We start from the raw sequence: 16,351 nt of genomic DNA on the forward strand, positions 1-16,351 counted from the left end.
TCCGGGAGTCAGACCACCAGCGAGGGGCGGGTGCGCCGGCGGAAGGCGAATGCCGCCCCTACTCCACCCAGCAGGCCGAAGAGGTGTGCCTGCCAGCTGATGCCCGCGTCGGTGGGCAGTACGCCCCAGAGGATCGAGCCGTAGAACGCCGCGATCAGCAGGCCGACCACCACGTCCACGGCGTCGCGGTCCACGAAGCCGCGGACCACCACATAGCCGAAGAGGCCGAAGACGACGCCCGACGCGCCCAGTGAGACGGTGTCGCCGGGGGACGTCAGCCAGACTCCCAGACCGGCGGCCAGGATGATCATGGCGACAACACCGGCGAAGCGGCGTATGCCGCGCAGCGCGGCGAGGAAGCCGAGTACGAGCAACGGAACCGTGTTGGCGGCGACATGGCCGAAACCGTCGTGCAGGAAGGCGGAAGGCACGATGTCCCGCAGCTCGCTCACGTCGCGAGGAGTGACCCCGTACGGATCGAGGGCATGGCCGGTCGCGATGTCGATGGCCTCCAGCGCCCAGAGCAGCGCCACCCAGGCCACCATCACCATGCCGGCCGTCTTTGCCCGCTCGGTCCCGCTCCGTTCGAGCTGCGTGTCTGCCATGACGGTCCCCCTGAGGTGATGCGCTTTCCCTCCCCCTCAACGTCCGGGGCACCTTACTCGGTTCCGGCCATCGGAGGCCGGATAGGCTCACCGTGTGGAGCCGCAGGAAGAGAACAGTCGCCGGCCGTGGGTCGTGGGAGTCTCCGGTGCTTCCGGCACCCCGTACGCCGCCGCCGTGCTGCGCGGGCTGATCGCCGCCGGTGAGAGCGTGGACCTTGTCGTCAGCCGGGCCTCCCGGCTCACTCTCCTGGACGAGACCGGCATCGCGTTCCGCGACGCCCGCTGGCGCGACGACCTGCGGACCTGGCTGGCGCGGGGCGCCGACGGGAAGCCCGACACGTTCGCCGTGGATGTCGACGGCGTACGGCACTGGGCCGCGGGGGATCTCGCCGCCGGTCCGTCATCGGGGTCGTACCCCGTCAAGGGGATGCTGATCGTGCCCGCGTCCACCGCCTGTGTGGCGGGTGTGGCGCTGGGGCTGTCCAAGGATCTGTTGCAGCGGGCCGCCGGAGTGACCCTCAAGGAGCGGCGGAAGCTGGTCGTCGCCGTGCGGGAGACCCCGCTGAACGGGCAGACGCTGAAGCATCTGGTGACACTGGACGAGGCGGGCGCCGTGGTGCTGCCCGCCTCTCCGGCGTTCTACGCGGGGGCGACGCACATCCAGGACCTGGTGGACTTCGTCGCGGGGCGGGTGCTCGATGCGGCAGGGGTGCCGCACCGGCTGTACCGCCGTTGGGAAGGAGAGCTGCGGGGGAACCTCCCGGCGGAGCGAGGGGGAGGTTCCGGAGGCGATTAGCGCTTCTTGGCGAGACGCGGCCGGCGCGTCCTGTCGACCCGGCGGGCGGCTTCCGGGTGGTGAGCACGCGAGCGGTTGGCCAGCTCCTGCAGCTGTCGCATGTGGGCGTAGGCCATCTCGATCGTGTACACGATGAGTGTCATCTCCTGTATTGATCTGTATGGATCGTCTGATCGTTTGAATGATTCGCAGGGTGTCGGCCCTGCATGCCTTAGATTCTACACGTAAACTTGCGGTATCGCTGAATAATGGAAGGCTCAGGCATATGGACGCCGTGGATAGGCAGCTCATCCAGGCCCTGCGTGAGAACGGCAGGGCTTCCTACGCCGAACTCGGCCGGCTCGTCGGGCTCTCCGGCCCCTCCGTCACCGACCGCATCAACCGCCTCGAGGCCGCGGGCGTCATCACCGGCTACCGCGCCACCGTCGACGCCGCGTCGCTGGGCCTCGGCGTCACGGCCCTGATCGGTATCTCGCTCTCCGACGCCGCCGACCACGAGGACGTGGCGCGCCGGCTGCGCGACCTCGCCGAGATCGAGGACTGCTGGTTCATCGCGGGCGACGACTCGTACATGCTCAAGGTTCGGGCGAACGACGTCGACGGGCTCGAGAAGACGATCCGCCGGCTCTCGGGGACCCGCGGGGTCTCCCGTACGCGGACGACGATCGTGCTCTCCACCAAGTGGGAGAACCGGGTCGGCGAACTGCCTGAGGAGAGCTAGGGATACGGTGGGCGGAGCCTGTTACGAGACACATGGGAGGCGGCCGATGACTGCATCTGTCAAAGATGTGGGCCTCAAGCGCGAGCTGGAGGAGAAGGTCCGGGCCGGTGAACGGCTGACCCGCGAGGACGGCATCGCCCTCTACGAGTCGGACGACCTGGCGTGGCTGGGAGGTCTCGCCCACGAGGTGCGCACCCGTAAGAACGGCGACGTCGTGCACTTCAACGTCAACCGTCACCTCAACATGACGAACGTGTGCACCGCTTCGTGCGCGTACTGCTCCTTCCAGCGCAAGCCGGGCGAGAAGGACGCGTACACGATGCGCATCGAGGAGGCCGTCCGCCTCGCCAAGACGATGGAGAACGAGAACCTCACCGAGCTGCACATCGTCAACGGGCTCCACCCCAACCTGCCCTGGCGCTATTACCCGCGCTCGCTGTCCGAGCTCAAGAAGGCCCTCCCGAACGTCTCTCTGAAGGCCTTCACCGCCACCGAGATCCACCACTTCGAGACCATCTCCGGGCTCTCGGCCTCCGAGATCCTCGACGAGCTGATCGAGGCCGGTCTCGAGTCGCTGACCGGCGGCGGAGCGGAGATCTTCGACTGGGAGGTTCGGCAGCACATCGTCGACCACCGCACCCACTGGGAGGACTGGTCGCGCATCCACCGCCTCGCGCACGAGAAGGGCCTCAAGACCCCGTGCACGATGCTCTACGGGCACATCGAGGAGCCCCGCCACCGCGTCGACCACGTACTGCGGCTGCGTGAACTGCAGGACGAGACCGGCGGCTTCCAGGTCTTCATCCCGCTGCGCTACCAGCACGACTTCGTCGACATGCAGGACGGCAAGGTCCGCAACCGGCTCCAGGCGCGCACCAGCATGGCGACCGGGGCCGAGGCGCTCAAGACCTTCGCCGTCTCGCGGCTGCTGTTCGACAACGTCCAGCACGTCAAGGTCTTCTGGGTGATGCACGGCGTCCAGACCGCACAGCTGGCGCTGCAGCACGGCGCGGACGACATGGACGGATCGGTCGTGGAGTACAAGATCACGCACGACGCGGACAACTACGGCACGCCGAACAAGCTCACCCGCGACGATCTGCTCGACCTGATCCGCGACGCCGGCTTCCGCCCGGTGGAGCGCAACACCAGGTACGAGATCATCCGCGAGTACCCCGGCCCCGACGCCGACCGGCGCGAGTCGCCGCAGCCCATGCGTCTCTGAGCGGCGCGGCGATGCGCCGTCTCGCCCAGCGGAACCCCGGCGCATGCCGGGGTTTCCGTTTCCTACGATCGGCGCCATGGCCCTCACCTTCGAACTGGACCCGCGCGGCGGGCCCGCGCTGGGCCGCGGCGTCCTCGCCCTGTGGACCGATGTCTCCAACGCGGGCGGCGCCGTCGGCTTCGTACCGCCGGTCAGCGCGGACGACATCAGGCCTCAGTGGCGGCAGCATCTGACGGCCATGGCCGAGGGCCGCATGCGGCTGCTCGTCGGTTACGACGAGCACGGCGAGGTGGCCGCCACCGCGTTCCTCGCGCTCAACGCGCACCGGCTGATGACCCACTGGGTCTGGCTCTACACGGTGATGGTCCACCCGCGGCACCAGGGCAAGGGATACGGGCGCGATCTGATGGCCGCGGCGGCCGACGCGGCGCGTCGCCTCGACGGCATCGAGGCGATACGGCTCACCTGTCGCGGCGGCACCGGCACCGACCGGTTCTACGCCTCCTGCGGCTACAAGGAGGTCGGGCGGGTGCCCGGCGCGATCCGGGTCGCCGAGGGCGACGACCGGGACGACATCATCATGCTGCTGCCCCTGAACCGATCCACCTGAATTGATCCGTCGGCGGCATGCTTCACTGGACGGGCACGTCTGTCGTTTGCAGAGAGAAGGCCCGCCGTGTCCGCTGGAAAGACGAGCGCCGCACTCAAGTACACCGCCATGCGGCTCGCGATCTTCGTCGGCTGCTTCGTCGTCGTGGCCGGCCTGGTGCAGTACGGCATCCTGCCCAAGGGGCTCGGCGAGTCGAACTTCGTCTGGGTCCTCCTGCTCGCCCTCGTCCTGTCCGCGCCGCTCAGCTTCGTGCTGCTGCGCAAGCAGCGTGACGCCATGTCCGAGCAGATCGTGACCAAGGTCGACAAGGCCAAGGCCCGGCTGGAGGCCAACCGCACCCAGGAGGACGCCGCCTCCCAGTAAGGGGGACGGGCCGGGGCCGACGGCCCCCAAGGGTGGCTTTGAGGTTCTCAAAGTTCAAGTGTTAACGTGTTGGCGTGAAGACAGCAGCGCGCCCTGACGACGCCGCGAGCATCCCGCTCGTGGCGCGCCTGCATGTCGATCTGTGCCGCTGTATGTCCGCGGTCTGTTGCCGCTAGGGCTTGTCCCTGGGTTCGACCCGGCATCACACAGCGGCGCCACGCGTTCTCGCGTACCGGACGCCGCACCCCCGTCCCCCTTCAGTGCCCTTTCACGCCCTTCTGGAGTGCGTCCGTGTCCGCGAACACCGCGTCCACCCCTGCCGGAAAGCCGTCCGGCTCCGGCTCTCGTATACCGAGGTTCCCCATACCGAGGGTTCCTTTCTGGGCCCAGATCGTCGCCGGTCTGGCGCTCGGCGTCCTGCTCGGCTGGCTCGCCCGCAGCCAGGACATCGCCTGGCTGAAGGACACCCTCGACCACGTCGGCTCGATCTTCGTCCAGCTGCTGAAGCTGGCCGTCGCGCCGCTCGTCTTCTTCGCGATCCTGGTGTCGATCACCAATCTGCGGAAGGTCAACAATGCAGCGAGGCTGGCCGGCCGCACCCTCCTGTGGTTCATGATCACCTCGCTGATCGCGGTTGCCATCGGTCTGGTCATCGGCCTGGTCACCGACCCCGGCGCAGGCACCGGCCTCACGCCGAAGGACGGCAAGCTGCCGGAGGGCTCCGGTTCCTGGATCGACTTCCTTACCGGCATCGTCCCGACGGACGTCATCACGCCCTTCACCGAGCTGAACGTCCTTCAGATCGTCTTCATGGCCGTCGTCGCCGGTATCGCCGCCCTGGGGCTCGGCGAGCGGGCCAAGCCGATCCTCGCCCTGAGCGAGTCCGTGCTGGAACTGCTGCAGAAGGCCCTGTGGTGGGTCATCCGCCTGGCGCCGCTGGGCACCGTCGGCCTCATCGGCTTCGCCATCGCGGACTACGGCTGGAACCTGATCGGCAAGTACGCGACCTTCACCGCCGATGTCTACATCGGCTGCGCCCTGGTGCTGTTCGGCGTCTACCCGCTGCTGCTCGCGACCGTCGCCAAGGTCAACCCGCTGCAGTTCTTCAAGGGTGCCTGGCCCGCCATTCAGCTGGCCTTCGTCTCCCGCTCCTCGGTCGGCACGATGCCGGTCACGGTCAAGGTCACCGAGCGCCTCGGCGTACCGAAGAACTACACGAGCTTCGCCGTGCCGTTCGGGGCCACCACCAAGATGGACGGCTGCGCCGCGATCTACCCGGCGCTCGCCGCGATCTTCATCGCGCAGATCTTCGATGTGCAGCTGGGCGTCCAGGACTACCTGCTGATCGCCTTTGTCTCGGTCGTCGGCTCCGCCGCCACCGCGGGCCTGACCGGTGCGACGGTCATGCTGACGCTGACCCTCTCCACCCTGGGCCTGCCGCTGGAGGGTGTCGGTCTGCTGATGGCGATCGACCCCGTCCTGGACATGATCCGGACCGCGACGAACGTGGCCGGCCAGGCTCTGGTTCCGGTGCTCGTCGCGGCCCGCGAGAAGATCCTCGACCATGATGCGTACAACGCCGCCACCTCCTCGCCGATCGACGGCGCCGATGCGTACGACGCGGTGCCCGACGCGAAGCCGGCCGTTCCGGTCGCCGCATAGGGCGGAGTGACGGCGCAGGCCGGCCGGTCGTGGGTCTCTCCCGTCAGCGGGGGAGACCCACGACCGTTTCGGTCCTCGGGGCGGCCGGCCCCAGCCGCTGCACCGCGTATCCACGGTTGATCCGCGTCTGCTTCCGGTACTGCTCCGGCAGGTCGGGCATCGCCAGCAGGCGGTCGCAGGCCTGAAGTGAGGTCTCGTACTCGCCCACCCAGTACGCCGTGATCGAGAACTCGAACAGCATGCCCCAGCGGTACACCCACGGCTGGATGAACAGCAGGTCGTCCGGCTGCCGACGGTGCAGGCCCGCGGTGGCGAAGGCGTGTGCGGAGCGATGGCGGCCCATGCGGCGCAGGCGGGACGCGAGTTCGTAGCAGGCTTCGAGGCGGTCCGGCCGGAATTCCCAGGCGCGGGACAAAGAGTCCATGGCGGCGGGCCAGTCGTCGGACTCGGCCTGGAGGATGCCGACCTGGAGGAGCGAGTAATAGACCTCCTCGGCCCAGCCGCCCATGCTCGCCCGGCGTTCGTAGAGGTCGATCGCCTCCGCGGTGCTGCCCATGTCGCGCAGGGTCTGGGCGAGGTAGAACACCGTGCGGGTGTTGGACGGGTCGCGCTCGAGCTCGGCGCTCAGCAGGCGCTGGTCGCGTTCGAACTTGTCGTGGCGGGAGCCGCCGTCATGATGGTCCTCGATGACGAGCGCGTCGAGGTTCTCCTGGGTCTCGCGCCGGTCGGCCGTGAGGTACTCGTGCGTGACGCCCTCGTAGCGCCAGGGGAGCGACCCGCGGACCAGGCGCCGGATGCGGTACTCGGTCGCGCCCTCATGGCGCAGCATGTACGCGTCAGCCTTGAGGCGGGGCAGCGGGGCGTCCTGGCGGAGTACCAGGTCGGCGTCGAGGAGCAGCAGATAGTCCGCCTTGCCGCGGGCGTGGCGGAGATTGAGGCTCCGGTTGTGGCCGAAGTTGACCCACGGCTCCTCGTGCAGCTCGCCCGGGATGCCCTTGAGCGCGTTGCGGATCAGCTCCTGGGTTCCGTCGGTCGAGCCGGTGTCGGAGATCACCCAGGTGTCCACCAGGGGTAGTGCGGACGCGAGGCATCGCTCGATGACTTTCGATTCGTTCTTGACGATCATGCACAGGCACACAGACGGTTTCACGGCATCACCAATCCGGCGGGTCGGTCCGGCGGTGACCCTATGCAGCGGACCTACCGGCCCGGGGACGGCACGCCGACAGCCTTTTCGCGTTCGCTGCCGTGTACGCACCCATTGGTGTGTGCCTCATAGTCCATTACGTTGATAACTTCGCAAGTTTCTCAAGCCGTTGCGTCCGCGAACCGATGATGCCGAGGGAAGCCCGAACTCGCTTCCGGAGAGTCACTCGAACTGGTTCAAGAAGGAGCAGTGTATGAGTCCTGAATACAGGACCAAGTCCCCTCTGGGCCCGCTTCCAGGGCGACGCGCTTGGCTGACCGGCGGAACGATCGCGTCGCTCGCGCTCGTGCTGACAGGGATTGCCAGCCCCACGATTGCCGCTGCGCAGGGCGCCCCGGCGACCGCCGACGTTGCCTTGGCCAGCCCGTCGGACAGGGACAGGGACAAGTGTGTCGTCGCCAAGCCGAGGCCCAGGGCGGCGGAGGCCTCGCCGCAGGACAGGGACAAGGGCAAGGACGAGAAGTGCAAGGTGGGCCCCACAGGTCCCACCGGCCCGACGGGTCCGCAGGGTGACACCGGTGACACTGGTGACACCGGTGATACGGGTGATACGGGTGACACGGGTCCGACCGGTCCGCAGGGTGACCCGGGTGACACGGGTCCGACCGGGCCGACGGGTCCGCAGGGTGACCCGGGTGTCACGGGTCCGACCGGGCCGACGGGTCCGCAGGGTGACCCGGGTGTCACGGGTCCGACGGGTCCGCAGGGTGTGACGGGTGCGACGGGCGACACGGGTCCGACCGGTCCGACGGGTCCGACGGGTCCGACGGGCGACACGGGTCCGACCGGTCCGACGGGTCCGACGGGTCCGACCGGCCCGACGGGCGACACGGGTCCGACCGGTCCGACGGGTCCGACGGGTCCGACGGGCGACACGGGTCCGACGGGTCCGACGGGTCCGACCGGCCCGACGGGTGCGACGGGCGACACGGGTCCGACCGGCCCGACGGGTGCGACGGGCGACACGGGTCCGACCGGCCCGACGGGTCCGACGGGTCCGACGGGTCCGACGGGTCCGACGGGTCCGACGGGTCCGACGGGTCCGACCGGGCACTGCCACGACACCGACTCGTTCACCTTCGACACCGGCCGTGAGCACGTCGCCGTGGTCAACGACGACGGAGCGTTCATCAAGGACGAGGCCGACGGCCCGGTGTGGGAGGACCTCGACGACGCCAACAACCTGCTCTTCCCCGTGGGCTCCTGCAGCGTCGACATCTCGGTGGACGGGGTAAACGCGTGGGTCAGAGTGGTCGCCCCGGACGGAAGCCTGTGGGAGACACACGGAGACGTTCTCGCTGACGACATCACCTGGGACGAACCCTGGGTTCAGACTCCGCCGGCAGGAGGACCGCCGCTCGCCTTCGGTGCGAGCGAGTTCGAAGGTGCTCTGGGCGCGCTGAACTCCCTCCCGAGGAGCATGAAGCGTTCCTGACCCGGTCGGGATCGTGACGACGCGTGCTGTGCCCGTTCCGCGGGTGCAGCACGCGTCTTCGTGTGCGGCGGTTACGGGGCCGTGTTCCGGGGCTCTGCCAGGGTCGTGCGCGGCGCCGGCGCCTGCCGCCACCACATCTGCGCGACGGTGCTCGCTGCGGCCGCTCACCGCACCACGCTACGGTCGCCGTGAAGGGGGGCCGTAGGCTTACCGCCGAGTAAGGCGTGGGGGAGGATCTCTGACATGGATGCTGTGAAGGGCGCGAAGGCCAAGCGCATGCCGCGCGCGGTGCGCGAGCAGCAGATGATGGACGCCGCCGTGCAGACCTTCGGGCAACGGGGCTACCGGGCGGCGTCGATGGACGAGATCGCCGAGCTGGCCGGGGTGTCCAAGCCGCTGGTCTATCTGTACCTGAACTCCAAGGAAGAGCTCTTCACCGCCTGCATCCGGCGCGAGGCGAAGGCGCTCACCGAGGCGGTGCAGGCGGCCATCCAGCCGGAGCTGCCGGCCGACGAGCAGATGTGGGCGGGGCTGAAGGCGTTCTTCCGGCACACTGCCGAGAATCCGGACGGCTGGTCCGTGCTGCACCGCCAGGCCCGTACCCACGGCGAGCCGTTCGCCGCCGAGGTCACCAGGATGCGGGAGGAGATCGCCGACTTCGTGACCGGTCTCATCGGTGCCGCAGCCCGCCAGGGCGTGCCCCGGGCCTCGCGCCGGGAAGCCGACTTGGCCGACCGCGACATGGCCGGCCTCGCCCAGGCGCTGGTGGGCGCCGCCGAGTCGCTCGCCGGGTGGGCGAACGAGACCGGCGGGGTCTCGGCCAAGGAGGCCGCGGGCATGATGATGAACTTCGCCTGGACGGGCCTGGGCGGCCTCATGCGCGGTGAGCGCTGGTCCCACCGCTGACACCATCGGCGAGATGCATGCGGCCGTCGGCGCCGCGCAGCCGGAAGACCGTGCCGGGCGCGGTTCTGCGGGCCGCGTAGGTGACGTCGGCCGGGAGCAGTTCGGGAACTCCGCCTCGGCGGCTGCCGCCGGTCCGCCTGCCCGCTCCGCATCCGCCAGGGGCGATCCATGGGCACGCCCGGGGTTACGAAGCCCCGCCGGCCGCCGATCAGCCGCAGCAGACAGTTCCCGTCCGACACCACGGGTCGAGAAGTGGGAGTGGGGCGTGGCGCTCCGGCGCTTCCGTCACGCCCCGCGGTGCAGAGACGGCGCATCGAGTCCGCGTGGCGGGCCTGGCAGTCGTCCGGGACGCGCTTCAGCGACATCGGCGGCGGTCATGCGCGCAGGCCGCCCTGGGGAAAGGCAGGAGCCCCGAGCCGTACGAAACCGTACGGAGCGGGGCTCCTTGGGTACTGCTAAGTCGTTCGCGATCGCCGACCCAGGCAACTTAGGCCGGGGTGACGTTCTCCGCCTGCGGGCCCTTCGGGCCCTGAGTGACGTCGAAGTTCACGACCTGGTTCTCCTCGAGGGAGCGGAACCCGGACGCGTTGATCGCGGAGTAGTGGACGAAGACATCCGGGCCGCCGCCGTCCTGGGCGATGAAGCCGAAGCCCTTTTCAGCGTTGAACCACTTGACGGTTCCGGTAGCCATAAGCCCTCCTTGGGCCAAAGGGTTGCCCTGCTCCAGAACCTGCAAGAAGTCTGAAAACTACAAAAGCCTGCGGGTTACATGCTCCGCAGGCTCTGTACTGCAAGGGAAACCAAACTGCAACTTGCGTCGAGCCTAGCACGCAGCGTGTGCGCAGCGGTAGAGGGAAAGATCACGTCACCCGGATGTTTGACTTGATCTTGATGTGTTGACCGTCCGCGGCGAGGAACCGCAGCTCGGACGGGGGGTGCGCGCGGATCGCCGAGCCCCGGCGGTGTCGTCGGTATGCCGCGGGTCTAGCCTCGCGCTGTGGACAGCCTTGGAGAAAGCACAGCAACCGCAACCGATCACCGTCGCAGTCGGCCACGTGTGGGACACATCCAGTTCCTGAACTGTTTGCCTCTTTACTGGGGGCTGGCCAGAACCGGAACTCTTCTCGATCTCGAGCTCACCAAGGACACCCCGGAGAAGCTCAGCGAGCGGCTTGTGAACGGCGATCTCGACATCGCGCCGATCACCCTTGTGGAATTCCTGCGCAATGCGGATCAGCTGGTCGCCTTTCCCGACCTGGCGGTCGGCTGCGACGGTCCGGTGATGTCCTGTGTGATCGTCTCGCAGCTGCCGCTGGAGCGGCTCGACGGGGCCCGGGTGGCGCTCGGCTCGACCTCCCGTACCTCCGTACGGCTCGCCCAGCTGCTGCTCGCGGAGCAGTACAAGGTGGAGCCCGTCTACTACACCTGCCCGCCCGACCTCGGCCTGATGATGCAGGAGGCGGAAGCGGCCGTCCTGATCGGCGACGCCGCGCTGCGTGCCTCGCTGCACGACGCACCGCGCCTCGGCCTCCATGTCCATGACCTCGGGCAGATGTGGAAGGAGTGGACCGGGCTGCCGTTCGTGTTCGCCGTGTGGGCGGCGCGCAAGGACTACCTGGCGCGAGAGCCCCTCGTCGTACGCAAGGTGCACGAGGCGTTTCTCGCCTCCCGGGACCTGTCCCTCGAGGAGGTCACCAAGGTCGCCGAACAGGCCGCGCGCTGGGAGGCGTTCGACGCCGAGCTGCTGGAACGCTACTTCACGACACTGGACTTCCGCTTCGGGGCGCAGCAGCTGGCCGGTGTGCGGGAGTTCGCGCGGCGTACCGGGCCGACGACCGGGTTCCCGGCCGATGTCGTGGTGCATCTGCTCGACGGCTGAGTTCCTGGTGTGCCGCCGGCTGTGTCCTTCGCCCGCTGTCGGCCGTGTCCTTCGCGTGCTGCGCACGGGGCCGGGCCGCCCCTAGGCTGAGTTCTCGTAATCGGCAGCGCGACCGGGGGAGTTCGAATGCAGCCGCTGGATCCGGGTGAGCCGAGGAGTATCGGTGCCTACCGGCTGCTCGGCAGGCTGGGCGCGGGCGGCATGGGCCGCGTCTACCTCGGCCGCAGCACCGGCGGCCGTACGGTCGCGGTGAAGGTCGTCCACCCCCACTACGCGCTCGACGAGGAGTTCCGGGCCCGGTTCCGGCGCGAGGTGGCCGCGGCGCGGCGTGTCGGCGGTGAATGGACCGCGCCGGTGCTGGACGCCGACCCGGACGCCACCACGCCCTGGGTGGTCACCGGGTACGTGGCCGGACCGTCGCTGTCCCAGGCGGTCGCCGAGCACGGCGCGCTTCCTGATGCGGTGGTACGGGCGCTGGGCGCCGGACTTGCGCAGGCCCTCGTGGCGGTCCATGCCCTGGACCTGGTCCACCGGGACGTGAAGCCGTCCAATGTGCTGCTGACCCTGGAGGGCCCGAGGCTGATCGACTTCGGGATCGCCCGGGCCACGGACAGCACGGCCTCGCTCACCTCGACCGGTGTCTCGGTGGGTTCTCCCGGCTACATGTCCCCGGAGCAGATCCTCGGCAAGGGCGTCACCGGCGCGGCGGACGTCTTCTCGCTGGGCGCCGTCCTGGCGTACGCGGCAACGGGCGAAGCCCCCTTCCCGGGTGACTCGTCGGCCGCGCTGCTCTACCAGGTCGTGCACGGAGAGCCGGAGCTGGGCACGCTGGAAGGTGGGTTGCGGGAGCTCGTGGCGGCGTGTCTCGCCAAGGACCCGGCGGCGCGCCCGACGCCCGACGAGATCGTGACCCGGCTGGCGCCGGACGGGACGGCGGCGCTGATCAGGGCGGGCCGGCTGCCGGGGCCGCTGGTCGAGCAGATCAGCCGGGCGGCCGTGGAACTGCTGAACCTGGAGGCGCGGCCGGTACCCGACCCGGTGGTGTCCGGGCCGGTGGCGTTCAGCAGCCCGGCGATCGGCGTCTTCGGGCCGCCGGTCGAGCCGCAACCGGGGCCGCCCGTGGCGCAGCCGGCACCGCGGCCGTCCGCACTGCGGCCGTCGGCCGGCCCGGAGGTGCCGCCGGCACGCACACCGCAGACCGGGACCGGCTCCGGGCGGGGCACCGGGTTCTCCGTATCGGCGAGCGCCGTCCCGGACCCGGGCACGGACGGAGCCCGGCGGGGCCGGCGCATCAGTTGCACGGTGGCGCTGACCGTCGCGGGCGCACTCGCCGCGGTGACGCTCGGCACCGGAATGCTGAACGACCTGTGGCGCGGAGCTGACGCGGACAGAGGCAGCGACGTGGCGGTGGAGCCGCCCGCGTCGACCGGGCCTGCCCCCACCCGCAGCGGCTCTTCGTCCACCGCGCCCAGGCTGGTCGATGCGGTTCCGGCGGCCTTCGTCGGCACCTGGCAGGGGGAGATCACCCAGGACAACGGCCTCTCGGGAGGCCTGCTCACCGCAGTGATCACCAAGGGCAAGAAGGGTGAGAACGTCGTCCGCACCTCCGTGACACTCGGCCCGCTCGAATGCAACGGTGTGGGGGAGCTCGCCTCCGGGACGGAACGGGAGCTGCGTGTCACGGAGAGAACGGATCCGGACCGACCGCCGTCGCCGCTGTGCACGAGCGGCACCACGACGGTGACGTACACACTCGCCAAGGGCGGGACCCTGCGCTACCGGTCCCAGGAGGACGCTGCGGGCAACCCGTACGCGACGCTGGTGAAGAAGCCGACGGGCTGAGGCAGTTGCTGCGGTGCGTGTGGCCGCCGTCGATGACCGTTCTCACGGTTGCGGCTGCGAGGCGTCGGACGTCACTGCGGACTTTGCGGCCCGTCGGGAGATGTCGTACAGCCACAGAAGCAGGGCTGTCGCCGCTACGGTGGCCAGCAGGCCGACGAGCCAGACGGAGGGGTAGTGGCTGTGGACCCAGTGATCTGCGCGGCTGCTCCGCCTCTTGGGCGGTAGGGCTGCGACGGCCACGAAGGATATCGCCAGTGCCGCACCCGCGGCGCCCGATGCGAGTGTGCCCAGGCCAAGTGAACGAACCTTCTGCGTGCGCCAGTTGATACGCGCCACGGCCATTCCCGTGGCGGCCAGCGCGCAGGGCAGCAGCGCTCCCGCCGTGGCCCCGAACCCGTACCCTCCGCCCGGCCAGTCCTGACCGACCTCCCTCCACAGCGTCTCGCCCCATGTGATGCCCCCCAGGATCCAGAGGACGACCAGGGCGATGATGCCCAGAACAGCTCCGCAGCCCGCCGCCGTGAACTTGTCCTTGTCCTTGCTCTTGTTCCTGCTCGGGCCCCGGCGGGGCCGGGACTTCTGCGGAGTCCGGACGAGCGACGGCGCGGCCGCCCTTCGCCGAACCGGCTTGGCCGAACTGCCCATGCTCTCCCCCAGTTGTGGATGTGAACCCGCTTTCGTGGCCCGGTGCCGCACCCGGGCCTCGCAGCGTCGGCGAACGATACCCAGCAGACCCGGTGATCCCCTGCACCTCTACTGTGGACCGAAGTCACAGGAATTCGGCAGCGCAAACGCTCGGGGGATGCGGACATGGAACCGCTGCAGGCGGACGATCCACAGGAGTTGGGTACCTATCGGCTGCTGGCGCGGCTCGGTGCGGGTGGCATGGGGCGCGTGTACCTCGCCCGTTCGCCCGGCGGACGTACGGTCGCGGTGAAGGTGGTCCGACCCGACCTGGCAGCGGATCAGAGCTTCCGGCAGCGGTTCCGGCACGAGGTCGACATCGCGAAGGCCGTCTCCGGACGCCACACCGCCCCGGTCGTCGATGCGGACCCGGAGGCCCGGTTGCCGTGGCTCGCCACGTCGTACGTCCTGGGCCCCGATCTCACCGACGTCGTCTCCGTGCATGGTGCGTTGCCCGAGCACACGGTGCGTGCGCTCGGCGCCGGGCTCGCCGCCGCTCTGCAGGAGATCCATGCGGCCGGTCTGATCCACCGTGACCTCAAGCCGTCGAACGTACTGCTCGCCCCCGACGGGCCCCGCGTCATCGACTTCGGCATCGCGCGGGCCGTGGACGGAAGCCGTATGACACAGACGGGAGTTGTGGTCGGGTCGCCCGGCTACATGCCTCCGGAGCAGGCGCTGGGGCAGGATCTCGGCCCGGCGGGCGATGTCTTCTCGCTCGGCGCGGTGCTGGCCTTCGCGGCCACGGGGCACAACGTGTTCGGCGAGCTGGCACCGGCGGCCATGCTCTACCAGGTTGTCCACGCGGAGCCCGATCTCGCCGGGGCCCCCCAGCAGTTGACCGGCCTGATACGGGCATGCCTCGCCAAGGACCCGGCTGCCCGGCCGGCCCCGGCGGAGATCCTGCGGTCCCTGGCTCCGGAGGGTACGGGCAGCATCCTGGCGGACTGGCTTCCCTCAGCGGTCTCGTCGACGATCGCGACCCATGCCGCAGGCATCCTGGACCTGGAGACTCCGGCCCACGGGAACCCGCGGGCAACACCGTCCGCCGCCGCACCGGCCCCGGCAGGTCCCGGCCGTACCCCGACGACGCTGGACACCCCCGGCCCGCGCACAGCGGCAGGCGCTTCACCGACCGCGGGCTCATCGCTCGCCGGCACGGTGCGGATCGATGGCCGGACGACTGCCGTGCCGTCCCGCCGGCGATTCCTCGGGCTGGCAGCGGGTGGTGCCGCAGGCGTGGCACTGGCGGGCGGGGGTGCGGCCTGGTGGCTGGCCGGGGACCGTGACCGGCCCGAGGCGAAGGACACCACGGACAAGGACGGCCGCAAGAGCCAGGAGCCGGAGGTCTTCACCACTCCGCCGAACGGTGTTGCCCCGCAGCCTCTCTGGCACAAGCAGGCGCCAGGCCTCTCCCGCCACTACGACGTTCCGCCACAGGCGTTCGGTGACCTCTTCCTGGTGCTCGGCGAGACCACGTCCGCGTACGACGTCAGGACAGGCAGGCAGAAGTGGTCCCGGAAGGAGATCTCCGGCCCCGCGGACACCATGACCGTGTCCGGCAACACCCTCTTCCTGCCCGGCGGGGACTACGACGGGACCATCGTCGGCTACGACATCCGCACGGGCAAGGAGCACTGGCGTGCCCAGCTCGGCGGAAAGATGACCACGGGCGTCCAGGTCGCGGCCGTCGACGGCAAACGGATCTATGTGATCGCCGATCTCGACCACAGCGACCCGGCCAGGAGCCTCAACGCCATCGCGGCGGTCGACATCGCAAGCCGCAAGGTGGTCTGGCAGGAGCAGCGCGACGAGGGGACCCAGGACAAGGTGGCGCTCACCGTGGGAGGGGGCTACCTGGTCTACGCACACGGCTCGATCGCCGACGAGCGGTACAACCTCACCGTGCGCAGCGCCGCCACCGGCAGGCAGGTGTGGAACCGCAGGATCACCGACGACGAGGTGGAGCCGACCCTCTTCGGCGGGAGGGTGTACCTCGGCGGCGACGAGCGGCTGCTGGCCGTGGACCTGAAGTCCGGCCGGGACAGCTGGTCCCTGTCCGCCGATGGGCGGCGAGGCTTCCAGCGGCCCTCGGTTCTCGACGGCGTGCTGTACGCCATGGATTACGAGAGCGGTGTCTGGGCCGTCGACCCCACGTCCGGCAAGAGGATCTGGCGGAACGAGGACATGGGCCGCCGTCCCTTCGGCGACCGGATCGTGCGCGCCGCCGACTCCCTCTACATCGGTTCGTTCTTCGAACATGGTGGCGTCTACGCTTTCGACGCGAAGACAGGCACCCTGCGGTGGACGTACAACGACGGGGTCGAGGCCGACAGCGAATGGCAGATCGCCCGTGCCGGCAACCGGATCCTGGTGGCCCACGAGGACCATCTGTACGCGCTGCCGGCCGTGTAGG

Annotated in this window: 16 protein-coding genes; 11 read left to right on the top strand and 5 right to left on the bottom strand. The window is 69.6% G+C overall.

Annotation, left to right across the window (positions count from 1 at the left end; translation table 11 throughout):
• Window positions 1-8: 8 nt before the first annotated feature.
• The gene (locus ABZ208_RS26675) at window positions 9-605 is read right to left on the bottom strand and encodes a rhomboid family intramembrane serine protease (RefSeq protein WP_356911998.1); all 597 of its coding nucleotides are present in this window, start codon (window positions 603-605) and stop codon (window positions 9-11) included.
• Between the two features lie 94 nt (window positions 606-699).
• Here ABZ208_RS26675 and ABZ208_RS26680 point away from each other — a divergent pair, with 94 nt between their 5' ends.
• Complete coding sequence (locus ABZ208_RS26680) at window positions 700-1,401, top strand: UbiX family flavin prenyltransferase (RefSeq protein WP_356911999.1); 702 nt, start codon at window positions 700-702, stop codon at window positions 1,399-1,401.
• Here the strand turns inward: ABZ208_RS26680 and ABZ208_RS26685 are convergent.
• Window positions 1,398-1,544 carry a hypothetical protein gene (locus ABZ208_RS26685; RefSeq protein ID WP_328397841.1) on the bottom strand — a complete coding sequence of 49 codons (147 nt, stop codon included), beginning with the start codon at window positions 1,542-1,544 and terminating at the stop codon, window positions 1,398-1,400. The two genes, ABZ208_RS26680 and ABZ208_RS26685, sit on opposite strands and share 4 nt — an antisense overlap.
• 122 nt (window positions 1,545-1,666) lie before the next feature.
• Between ABZ208_RS26685 and ABZ208_RS26690 the strand changes: the two genes are divergently transcribed.
• From ABZ208_RS26690 to ABZ208_RS26710, 5 genes are all read left to right on the top strand, one after another.
• Entirely contained in the window at window positions 1,667-2,122 is a 456-nt protein-coding gene (locus ABZ208_RS26690) for an Lrp/AsnC family transcriptional regulator (RefSeq protein WP_328397839.1), read from the top strand.
• A 46-nt stretch (window positions 2,123-2,168) separates the two neighbouring features.
• On the top strand, window positions 2,169-3,347 hold the full coding sequence (mqnE, locus tag ABZ208_RS26695) for an aminofutalosine synthase MqnE (RefSeq protein ID WP_356912000.1): 1,179 nt from the start codon (window positions 2,169-2,171) through the stop codon (window positions 3,345-3,347).
• 76 nt (window positions 3,348-3,423) lie between these two features.
• Window positions 3,424-3,957: a GNAT family N-acetyltransferase gene (locus tag ABZ208_RS26700; protein WP_356912001.1), complete on the top strand. Its 534-nt coding sequence runs from the start codon at window positions 3,424-3,426 to the stop codon at window positions 3,955-3,957.
• 66 nt (window positions 3,958-4,023) lie between these two features.
• A complete protein-coding gene (locus tag ABZ208_RS26705) occupies window positions 4,024-4,320 on the top strand; it encodes a DUF4229 domain-containing protein (protein WP_328397833.1) in 297 nt (98 codons plus the stop codon).
• A gap of 291 nt (window positions 4,321-4,611) precedes the next feature.
• Window positions 4,612-5,982, top strand: coding sequence for a dicarboxylate/amino acid:cation symporter (locus ABZ208_RS26710; RefSeq protein ID WP_356912002.1), 1,371 nt, complete (start codon window positions 4,612-4,614; stop codon window positions 5,980-5,982).
• A gap of 43 nt (window positions 5,983-6,025) precedes the next feature.
• Here ABZ208_RS26710 and ABZ208_RS26715 read toward each other — a convergent pair whose 3' ends face one another.
• Complete coding sequence (locus ABZ208_RS26715; RefSeq protein ID WP_356912003.1) at window positions 6,026-7,132, bottom strand: glycosyltransferase; 1,107 nt, start codon at window positions 7,130-7,132, stop codon at window positions 6,026-6,028.
• Window positions 7,133-8,294: 1,162 nt separating this feature from the next.
• Here ABZ208_RS26715 and ABZ208_RS26720 point away from each other — a divergent pair.
• Together ABZ208_RS26720 and ABZ208_RS26725 are read left to right on the top strand one after the other, a co-directional pair.
• Window positions 8,295-8,624: a hypothetical protein gene (locus ABZ208_RS26720; RefSeq protein ID WP_356912004.1), complete on the top strand. Its 330-nt coding sequence runs from the start codon at window positions 8,295-8,297 to the stop codon at window positions 8,622-8,624.
• Between the two features lie 243 nt (window positions 8,625-8,867).
• Window positions 8,868-9,530, top strand: a complete 663-nt coding sequence (locus tag ABZ208_RS26725; protein ID WP_356912005.1) for a TetR/AcrR family transcriptional regulator — start codon at window positions 8,868-8,870, stop codon at window positions 9,528-9,530.
• 487 nt (window positions 9,531-10,017) lie between these two features.
• Here the strand turns inward: ABZ208_RS26725 and ABZ208_RS26730 are convergent, their stop codons facing one another.
• Complete coding sequence (locus ABZ208_RS26730; RefSeq protein ID WP_003967102.1) at window positions 10,018-10,221, bottom strand: cold-shock protein; 204 nt, start codon at window positions 10,219-10,221, stop codon at window positions 10,018-10,020.
• A 306-nt stretch (window positions 10,222-10,527) separates the two neighbouring features.
• On the opposite strand from ABZ208_RS26730, the gene ABZ208_RS26735 reads away from it, so the two are divergent.
• Entirely contained in the window at window positions 10,528-11,409 is an 882-nt protein-coding gene (locus tag ABZ208_RS26735; protein ID WP_356912006.1) for a menaquinone biosynthesis protein, read from the top strand.
• A gap of 126 nt (window positions 11,410-11,535) precedes the next feature.
• Window positions 11,536-13,251 (top strand): protein kinase, encoded by a 1,716-nt coding sequence (locus ABZ208_RS26740; protein ID WP_356912007.1) that lies wholly within the window; start codon window positions 11,536-11,538, stop codon window positions 13,249-13,251.
• A gap of 42 nt (window positions 13,252-13,293) precedes the next feature.
• On the opposite strand, the gene ABZ208_RS26745 is transcribed toward ABZ208_RS26740, so the two are convergent.
• Window positions 13,294-13,896: a hypothetical protein gene (locus ABZ208_RS26745; RefSeq protein ID WP_356912008.1), complete on the bottom strand. Its 603-nt coding sequence runs from the start codon at window positions 13,894-13,896 to the stop codon at window positions 13,294-13,296.
• A 165-nt stretch (window positions 13,897-14,061) separates the two neighbouring features.
• Here ABZ208_RS26745 and ABZ208_RS26750 point away from each other — a divergent pair, with 165 nt between their 5' ends.
• Complete coding sequence (locus tag ABZ208_RS26750) at window positions 14,062-16,350, top strand: serine/threonine-protein kinase (protein WP_356912009.1); 2,289 nt, start codon at window positions 14,062-14,064, stop codon at window positions 16,348-16,350.
• The last annotated feature ends 1 nt before the right edge of the window (window position 16,351 follow it).

Origin of the sequence: Streptomyces sp. NPDC006208, assembly GCF_040613775.1 — a bacterium.
Lineage (GTDB): Bacteria > Actinomycetota > Actinomycetes > Streptomycetales > Streptomycetaceae > Streptomyces.

What these genes read in the sequence shown, in the direction of transcription:
- ABZ208_RS26675 (WP_356911998.1), bottom strand. Translation starts at nt 605, where the DNA reads ATGGCAGACACGCAGCTCGAACGGAGCGGGACCGAGCGGGCAAAGACG.
- ABZ208_RS26685 (WP_328397841.1), bottom strand. Translation starts at nt 1,544, where the DNA reads ATGACACTCATCGTGTACACGATCGAGATGGCCTACGCCCACATGCGA.
- ABZ208_RS26690 (WP_328397839.1), top strand. Translation starts at nt 1,667, where the DNA reads ATGGACGCCGTGGATAGGCAGCTCATCCAGGCCCTGCGTGAGAACGGC.
- mqnE (WP_356912000.1), top strand. Translation starts at nt 2,169, where the DNA reads ATGACTGCATCTGTCAAAGATGTGGGCCTCAAGCGCGAGCTGGAGGAG.
- ABZ208_RS26700 (WP_356912001.1), top strand. Translation starts at nt 3,424, where the DNA reads ATGGCCCTCACCTTCGAACTGGACCCGCGCGGCGGGCCCGCGCTGGGC.
- ABZ208_RS26725 (WP_356912005.1), top strand. Translation starts at nt 8,868, where the DNA reads ATGGATGCTGTGAAGGGCGCGAAGGCCAAGCGCATGCCGCGCGCGGTG.
- ABZ208_RS26730 (WP_003967102.1), bottom strand. Translation starts at nt 10,221, where the DNA reads ATGGCTACCGGAACCGTCAAGTGGTTCAACGCTGAAAAGGGCTTCGGC.
- ABZ208_RS26740 (WP_356912007.1), top strand. Translation starts at nt 11,536, where the DNA reads ATGCAGCCGCTGGATCCGGGTGAGCCGAGGAGTATCGGTGCCTACCGG.
- ABZ208_RS26745 (WP_356912008.1), bottom strand. Translation starts at nt 13,896, where the DNA reads ATGGGCAGTTCGGCCAAGCCGGTTCGGCGAAGGGCGGCCGCGCCGTCG.
- ABZ208_RS26750 (WP_356912009.1), top strand. Translation starts at nt 14,062, where the DNA reads ATGGAACCGCTGCAGGCGGACGATCCACAGGAGTTGGGTACCTATCGG.